The 7215-nt window shown below is 62.4% G+C and carries 8 protein-coding genes; 6 read left to right on the forward strand and 2 right to left on the reverse strand.

What is annotated here, in order from left to right:
* The first annotated feature begins 148 nt into the window (after positions 1-148).
* Together PMI38_RS05915 and PMI38_RS05920 are read left to right on the forward strand one after the other, a co-directional pair.
* A complete protein-coding gene (locus PMI38_RS05915; RefSeq protein ID WP_008091714.1) occupies positions 149-1024 on the forward strand; it encodes a carboxylate/amino acid/amine transporter in 876 nt (291 codons plus the stop codon).
* Between the two features lies 1 nt (position 1025).
* Entirely contained in the window at positions 1026-1961 is a 936-nt protein-coding gene (locus PMI38_RS05920) for an AEC family transporter (RefSeq protein WP_008091715.1), read from the forward strand.
* 119 nt (positions 1962-2080) lie between these two features.
* On the opposite strand, the gene PMI38_RS05925 is transcribed toward PMI38_RS05920, so the two are convergent.
* Positions 2081-3367 (reverse strand): mechanosensitive ion channel family protein, encoded by a 1287-nt coding sequence (locus PMI38_RS05925; protein ID WP_008091718.1) that lies wholly within the window; start codon positions 3365-3367, stop codon positions 2081-2083.
* 145 nt (positions 3368-3512) lie between these two features.
* Between PMI38_RS05925 and PMI38_RS05930 the strand changes: the two genes are divergently transcribed.
* Positions 3513-4835: a DEAD/DEAH box helicase gene (locus PMI38_RS05930; protein WP_008091720.1), complete on the forward strand. Its 1323-nt coding sequence runs from the start codon at positions 3513-3515 to the stop codon at positions 4833-4835.
* Positions 4836-4951: 116 nt separating this feature from the next.
* Here PMI38_RS05930 and PMI38_RS05935 read toward each other — a convergent pair whose 3' ends face one another.
* On the reverse strand, positions 4952-5224 hold the full coding sequence (locus PMI38_RS05935; RefSeq protein WP_008091722.1) for a hypothetical protein: 273 nt from the start codon (positions 5222-5224) through the stop codon (positions 4952-4954).
* Between the two features lie 200 nt (positions 5225-5424).
* On the opposite strand from PMI38_RS05935, the gene PMI38_RS05940 reads away from it, so the two are divergent.
* From PMI38_RS05940 to PMI38_RS05950, 3 genes are all read left to right on the forward strand, one after another.
* Positions 5425-5688 (forward strand): BrnA antitoxin family protein, encoded by a 264-nt coding sequence (locus tag PMI38_RS05940; protein WP_008091725.1) that lies wholly within the window; start codon positions 5425-5427, stop codon positions 5686-5688.
* Between the two features lie 76 nt (positions 5689-5764).
* Positions 5765-6160 (forward strand): hypothetical protein, encoded by a 396-nt coding sequence (locus PMI38_RS05945; RefSeq protein WP_008091727.1) that lies wholly within the window; start codon positions 5765-5767, stop codon positions 6158-6160.
* A gap of 105 nt (positions 6161-6265) precedes the next feature.
* Positions 6266-7192 (forward strand): DMT family transporter, encoded by a 927-nt coding sequence (locus PMI38_RS05950; RefSeq protein WP_008091729.1) that lies wholly within the window; start codon positions 6266-6268, stop codon positions 7190-7192.
* The last annotated feature ends 23 nt before the right edge of the window (positions 7193-7215 follow it).

Consider the following 7215-nt stretch of genomic DNA (forward strand, 5'->3'; position numbering starts at 1 on the left):
CAGGTACAGCGCAAGCCTTGAATGCTGTGGTGTCCCTGTGGGAGCCGGCTTGCCGGCGATAGGGCCGGAACAGCCCCCACATTCCTCATGGTTGAACACAGCCCCCGCAACCCGCTAAGGTCGCCGCCTTGATTCACGAGAGGCAACCATGGGCTACCTGATTATCGTCGCGCTGATCCAGGCGTTTTCCTTCAGCCTGATCGGCGAGTACCTCGCCGGGCACGTCGACAGCTATTTCGCCGTCCTCGCCCGCGTGCTGCTGGCCGGCCTGGTGTTCCTGCCGCTGACCCGCTGGCGCCAGGTCGAGCCACGCTTCATGCGTTCGATGCTGTTGATCGGTGCGTTGCAGTACGGCATCACCTATGTCTGCCTGTACCTGAGCTTCCGCGTCTTGACGGTGCCGGAAGTGCTGCTGTTCACCATCCTCACGCCGTTGCATGTGACGTTGATCGAGGATGCCCTCAACCGGCGCTTCAACCCCTGGGCACTGCTCGCCGCCCTGGTCGCGGTGGCAGGCGCCGCAGTGATCCGCTTCGACAGCATCAGCGGCGATTTCTTCATCGGCTTCCTGCTGCTGCAACTGGCCAACTTCACCTATGCCGCTGGCCAGGTGCTGTACCGCCACCTGGTCGCCCGCCACCCTAGCGACCTGCCGCACTACAAACGCTTCGGCTACTTCTACCTGGGTGCGTTGATCGTCGTGCTGCCGGCCTTCTTGCTGTTCGGCAACACCCAGCATCTGCCGAGCACCGACGTGCAGTGGCTGGTGCTGTTGTTCCTCGGCCTTTGCCCGACGGCGCTGGGCTTGTACTGGTGGAACAAGGGCGCATGCCTGGTTTCGGGCGGCACGCTGGCGGTCATGAACAACCTGCATGTGCCGGTGGGCTTGCTGCTCAACCTGCTGATCTGGAATCAGCACGAGCCACTGGGGCGGCTGTTCATCGGTGGTGCGATCATTCTGGCGTCGGTCTGGCTGAGCCGCCTGGGCAACCGTGCCGAGGCGCCACTGACGCGCAAGGCCTGACATGCATACCATCTTCGTCATCGTCGCACCGATCTTTGCCCTGATCCTGGTCGGCTACCTGTGCCGCCGGGCCAACAAGCTCGGCGACAAGGCCGCCGCCGAGATCAACAAGATGGTGGTCTGGCTGTGCCTGCCGGCGTTGTTGTTCAAGGTGACGGCCACCGCGACCTGGACCGAGATCTGGCACCCCGGCTTCATCGTGGCGTTCGGCACGGGGGCGCTGGCGATGTTCGTGGTTACCCTGGCCTGGCGCCTGCACGGCGGCCACGGTCTGGTGGCGGCGAGCATCGATGGGCTCAGTGCGGGGTATGCCAACACCGGTTACATCGGCATTCCGCTGTGCCTGCTGCTGTTTGGCCAGCCGGGCCTGCAGCCGGCGCTGATCTCGTCGTTGCTCGTGGTTTGCCTGGTGTTTGCGATTTCGCTGACGTTGATCGAAATCGGCTTGCAGGAAGAGCGGCAGATTGGCCGTGCGGTTGTCGTGGTGGGCAAGGCGCTGGCGAAGAACCCGCTGGTGATCTCGCCGCTGGTGGGGGCGGGCTGGGCGGTGTCCGGGCTGGGGCTGGCGGAGCCGGTGATGCATTTTCTCGACATGCTGGCGTTGGCCACTACGCCTTGTGCGTTGGTGTCGTTGGGGGCATTTCTGGCAGAGAAGCGTACTGGCGCGCAGGCCAGCCCTTGGCCGTTGGTGGCCATGAAGCTGGTGGGGCAGCCGGCGCTGACCTGGGTGCTGGCGTTCAAGGTGTTCAGCCTGCCGACGATGTGGGCGGCGTCGGCGGTGTTGCTGGCAGCGCTGCCGACCGGGACCGGGCCGTTCATGCTGGCGGAGTATTACAACCGGGAGGCGGGGCTGATTTCGCGGACGATTCTGTTGTCGACCGTGGCTTCGTTGGTGACTTTGACAGGGTTGTTGTACTTGCTGGGTTATGCGGGGTAGTTGAGGGCCCATTCGCGGGACAAGCCCGCTCCCACAGGTACATCACAGGTTTCAAGGTTGTGGTGGACTTGTGGGAGCGGGCTTGTCCCGCGAATGGGCCGCAGAGCGGCCCAACAATCTCAAGCCTCGCTCAATTCCTCAAGTCGACGCGGCACCCGCCCCGCCAACCCCACGCGCATGTCATTGCCACTCGGCTGCTGATACAAACTCAAGCCAAACTCCGGCAACACCGCCAGCAGGTAATCGAAGATATCCCCCTGAATCCGCTCGTACTCCGCCCACACCGTGGTGGTGGTGAAGCAGTAGATCTCCAGCGGCACGCCTTCGGCCGTGGTCTGCATCTGCCGGACCATGCAGGTCATGCCCTGGTGCACATTGGGGTGATTCTTCAGATAGGCCAGGGCAAAGGCACGGAAGGTGCCGATATTGGTCAGCTTGCGGCGGTTGGCCGCCAGCTCGGGCACCGGCCCCAGGGCCTCGTTCCAGGCCTGCAGCTCCTGGCGCTTGGTGGCCAGGTAGTCGCCCAGGAGGCGTACCTGGCCCAGGCGCTGTTCCTCTTCCTGGGTCAGAAAGCGCACGCCCGCCGCGTCGATGAACAGGCTGCGCTTGATCCGCCGCCCGCCCGATTGCTGCATGCCGCGGTAGTTGCGAAACGACTCGCTCATCAGGCGCCAGGTGGGGATGGAGACGATGGTCTTGTCGAAGTTCTGCACCTTCACCGTGTGCAAGGTGATGTCCACCACATCGCCATCGGCACCGACCTGGGGCATCTCGATCCAGTCACCCACGTGCAGCATGTCGTTGCTGGTCAGCTGCACGCTGGCGACGAACGACAGCAGGGTGTCCTTGTACACCAACAGCAGCACCGCCGACATCGCACCCAGGCCCGACAGCAGCAACAGCGGCGAGCGGTCGATCAGGGTGGCGACGATGACGATCGAGGCGAAGATCCACAGCATCATCTTGGCCAGCTGCACATAGCCCTTGATCGAGCGGGTGCGGGCGTGCTCGGTGCGGGCATAGATGTCCAGCAGGCCATCGAGCAGGCACGACAGCGCCAGGGTCATGAACAACAGGGTGAAGGCCAGGGCGACATTGCCAAGGAAGTGAGCGGCGGTATCGGACAGCTCCGGCACCAGTTTCAGGCCGAACTGGATGACCAGTGAGGGTGTGGTCTGCGCCAGGCGGTGGAAGACCTTGTTGTGGCGCAGGTCGTCGAGCCATTTGAGCGCCGGCTGGCGGGCCAGCAGGCGGGTGCCGTGGAGAATCAGAAAGCGCGCCAGGCGGCCGACTACCAGGGAAATCAGCAGCAGCACGGTCAGGCCGATAGCGGCGTGGAGCATGGGGTGTTGGTCGAGGGTGCCCCACAGGTCGAGGCTGTCGCGCCAGATTTTTTGCATGTCCATGAGGTTCAAAACGGTCTTTGCTTGCGAAAAGAAGAGGCATTAGAGCGCGGATGGCGACAAAGTTGCCAAAAGAAATTCGGCTCTTGCGGCAGAAAACGTTACCCTATGCAACTGAATTTCCCCGCACTTGCCTGAGGTTACCTCCGTGTTCTCCCAATTCGCCCTGCATGAACGCCTGCTTAAAGCCGTGGCCGAGCTTAAATTTGTCGAGCCAACCCCGGTGCAGGCCGCGGCCATCCCCCTGGCCCTGCAAGGGCGCGACCTGCGTGTGACGGCACAGACCGGCAGCGGCAAGACCGCCGCCTTCGTCCTGCCGCTGCTCAACCGTCTGGTCGACCTGAGCGGCCCGCGCGTCGAGATCCGCGCGCTGATCCTGCTGCCAACCCGCGAGCTGGCCCAGCAAACCCTCAAGCAAGTGCAACTGTTCTCGCAGTTCACCTACATCAAGTCGGGCCTGGTGACAGGCGGTGAAGACTTCAAGGAACAAGCGGCCATGCTGCGCAAGGTGCCGGACGTGCTGATCGGCACCCCAGGTCGCCTGCTCGAGCAGCTCAACGCGGGCAACCTCGACCTGTCCCACGTGCAGGTGATGATCCTCGACGAAGCCGACCGTATGCTCGACATGGGCTTCGCCGAAGACATGGAGCGCCTGTGCAAGGAATGCGAGAACCGCGAGCAGACCCTGCTGTTCTCCGCCACCACCGGTGGTGCGGCCCTGCGCGACATCATCGGCAAGGTGCTGAAAGACCCAGAGCACCTGATGCTCAACAGCGTCTCGCAGCTGGCCGAAGGCACCCGCCAACAGATCATCACTGCCGACCACGACCAGCACAAAGAGCAGATCGTGCAGTGGCTGCTGGCCAATGAAACCTTCGACAAGGCGATCATCTTCACCAACACCCGCGCCCTGGCTGACCGCATCTACGGCCACCTGGTCGCCAAGGATGTGAAGGCCTTCGTCCTGCACGGCGAGAAGGACCAGAAAGACCGCAAGCTGGCCATCGAGCGCTTCAAGCAGGGCAGCTCCAAGGTACTGGTGGCCACCGATGTGGCGGCCCGTGGCCTGGACATCGACGGCCTGGACCTGGTCATCAACTTCGACATGCCGCGCAGCGGCGACGAGTACGTGCACCGTATCGGTCGTACGGGTCGTGCGGGTGGCGAAGGTCTGGCGATCTCGCTGATCACCCACAACGACTGGAACCTCATGTCCAGCATCGAACGCTACCTCAAGCAGCAGTTCGAGCGCCGGGTGATCAAGGAAGTCAAAGGCACCTACAACGGGCCGAAGAAGGTCAAGGCGTCGGGCAAGGCTGTCGGCACCAAGAAGAAAAAGGTCGAGAAGAAGGGCAGCGACAAGAAGGCCGCAGCCAAGCGCAAGCCTACCGCCAAGCCGAAGGCCAATGCACCGCTGGCCAGCTCCGACGGCCTGGCACCGCTGAAGAAGCGCAAGCCTGCGGCTGAGTAATCAGCTTCAGGCCCTATCGCCGGCAAGCCGGCTCCCACAGGTACGCCACAGTATTCGAAACGTGTGGTGTCCTGTGGGAGCCGGCTTGCCGGCGATAGGCTCGCCACAGCAATCCATCAATCAGCCTTTTTCTCTGCTGTCTTCAGTTCCTTGATCCGTTTGTCGATCAGCTGACACTTGTCGGGCAAGTCCTTGCTCGCCGTCCCCAGCTCCATCCCCTGGAGCTCATCATTGATCTCCTTGGCTTTCTGCGGGTTCTGCTCGGTCAACTGGCTCACCAGCCCGGCCAGCTCCTCACGTTTTTGTGTGGCCTCTTCCGGCGTGCAGGCCCAGGCGGGCAGGGCGCAGAACAGGGTAGTGGCACAGGCGATGCGCAGCAGCGGTTTCATCCTTACTACCTCCGGCAGTTGGGTATGCCCGGTGGAGAGGCTTGAGTTCCAGCAAGTTCAATGCATGCGACCGCTGGCGTTTGGGCCGGTCATCATTCCTGCGCTTTCGTAGTCCTTTTCTGAAGCTGCCAATTGCAAGTTGGCGATATTGATCCTCCAGCAGCACTGCACTAGCCTCGCTCTCAAACAGGAGGCGTTCCATGTTCTTTGAGACCAATACATCGAAAACTGATTGGGCTCGCCTGGCTCGGCAGGACGACAAGGATATCGACACATCGGATGTTCCAGAGCTGGATGAGGATTTCTTCCGCCACGCTGAGCTGCGAGTACCTGCCAAGCAGACAGTTACGATTCGCCTGGATGCCGATGTGCTTGCCTGGTTCAAGGCGCAAGGGGCGGGCTATCAGACTCGGATCAACCAATTGCTGCGCCAGTACATGCAAGCCCAGCAGCGAGACCGCTGATTTCTTTCGGAACGCTCTCGATCACCGTCTGGTCCCAAGCTGTGTACCCCTTCGTCCACAGCAAGAGGCCATCGCCATGAGCATCACCTACGACTGGGACCTGATCGAGCGCTTGCTGCACGAAGTGCAGAACGGCGCCGGTCACAACTTCACGCCGCGCCCCTATGCCGAGCAGCACGCTGCGGCGCTGGCCGCCAAGGGGCAGCCGGTGGGTGACATCGACCATCTGAAAACCCGCGCTTGCGAATACGAGAAGCTGCTGTTCGAACGCGGTTTCATCGACAGTCGGGCGCCGGAGGATGGCGGCACGGGTGAAAACTTCGTGCTCACCGAGCGCGGTTCGCGGTTGCTTAGCCTGCTCGACAGCAGCATCCCCGGCTTCGAGCACCCGCGCCAGGTGCTGGACGAGCAGGAAGATGCCCTGGACGAAGCCACGTTCGATCGGGTGTCCGCCAAGGCACAAATCGCTTGAGGTCGTTTTGAGGCTGGCAAGGGTGGTCCAGGAAAACCGATAATCGGTCCTTCTTGAAAACTGCCGAGCCTTTGCCATGCCATCGATCACCCTGGAGGGCCGCCCATGAGCGCGGCCCGCAAGAACCCCGATGCCTTTGCCTTTCAGGTCATGCTGGGGCTGTGCCTGATCTGGGGCTGCCAACAGGTCTTGATCAAGACGGCCGCCGTCGATATCGCACCGGTGATGCAGGCGGCCCTGCGCAACTGCCTGGCAGCGGTGCTGGTAGGTGGGGTGATCTGCTGGCGCGGCGGCTGGGGGCAGGTGAGCACGACCTGGCGTGGCGGCCTGCTGGCCGGCGGGCTGTTTGGTATTGAATTTCTGTTCATTGCCGAGGGGCTGAAACTGACATCGGCTGCGCACATGTCGGTGTTCCTCTACACCGCACCGGTGTTCACGGCACTCGGCCTGCACTTCATGTTGCCCAGCGAGCGCCTGCGCTTGCTGCAATGGCTGGGCATCTTGCTGGCGTTTGGCGGGATTGCCACCGCGTTTGCCGGTGGCATGTCGTTCGAGGACATGGATGGGCGCATGCTGCTTGGCGATGCCTTTGGAGTACTGGCCGGCCTGGCCTGGGGCGCGACGACCGTGGTGGTGCGCGGCTCGCGATTGTCCGATGCCCCGGCGACCCTGACCCTGTTCTACCAGCTGGCGGTGGGCTTTGTCGGGTTGCTGCTGATTGCCCTGCTCAGCGGGCAGATTGACCAGGTGTCGTGGACGCCCTTGGCGATTGGCAGTGTGCTGTTCCAGGGCATCGTGGTTTCGTTCGTCAGCTACCTGACCTGGTTCTGGTTGCTGCGCAAGTACCTGGCCTCGAACCTGGCGGTGTTTTCGTTCATTACGCCGTTGTTCGGCGTGACCTTTGGGGTGTTGTTGCTGGATGAGCCCTTGAGCGTGAACTTTGTGCTTGGGGCGGTGATGGTGTTGCTGGGGGTGGTTCTGGTGAGTGCGGAGCCCTGGGTGAAGCAGCAGTTGCGCAGGTTTGTGGGATAAAGGTTGTCTGTACCGGCCCTATC

The organism is Pseudomonas sp. GM84, from assembly GCF_000282535.1.
In the GTDB taxonomy this organism is placed as follows: domain Bacteria; phylum Pseudomonadota; class Gammaproteobacteria; order Pseudomonadales; family Pseudomonadaceae; genus Aquipseudomonas.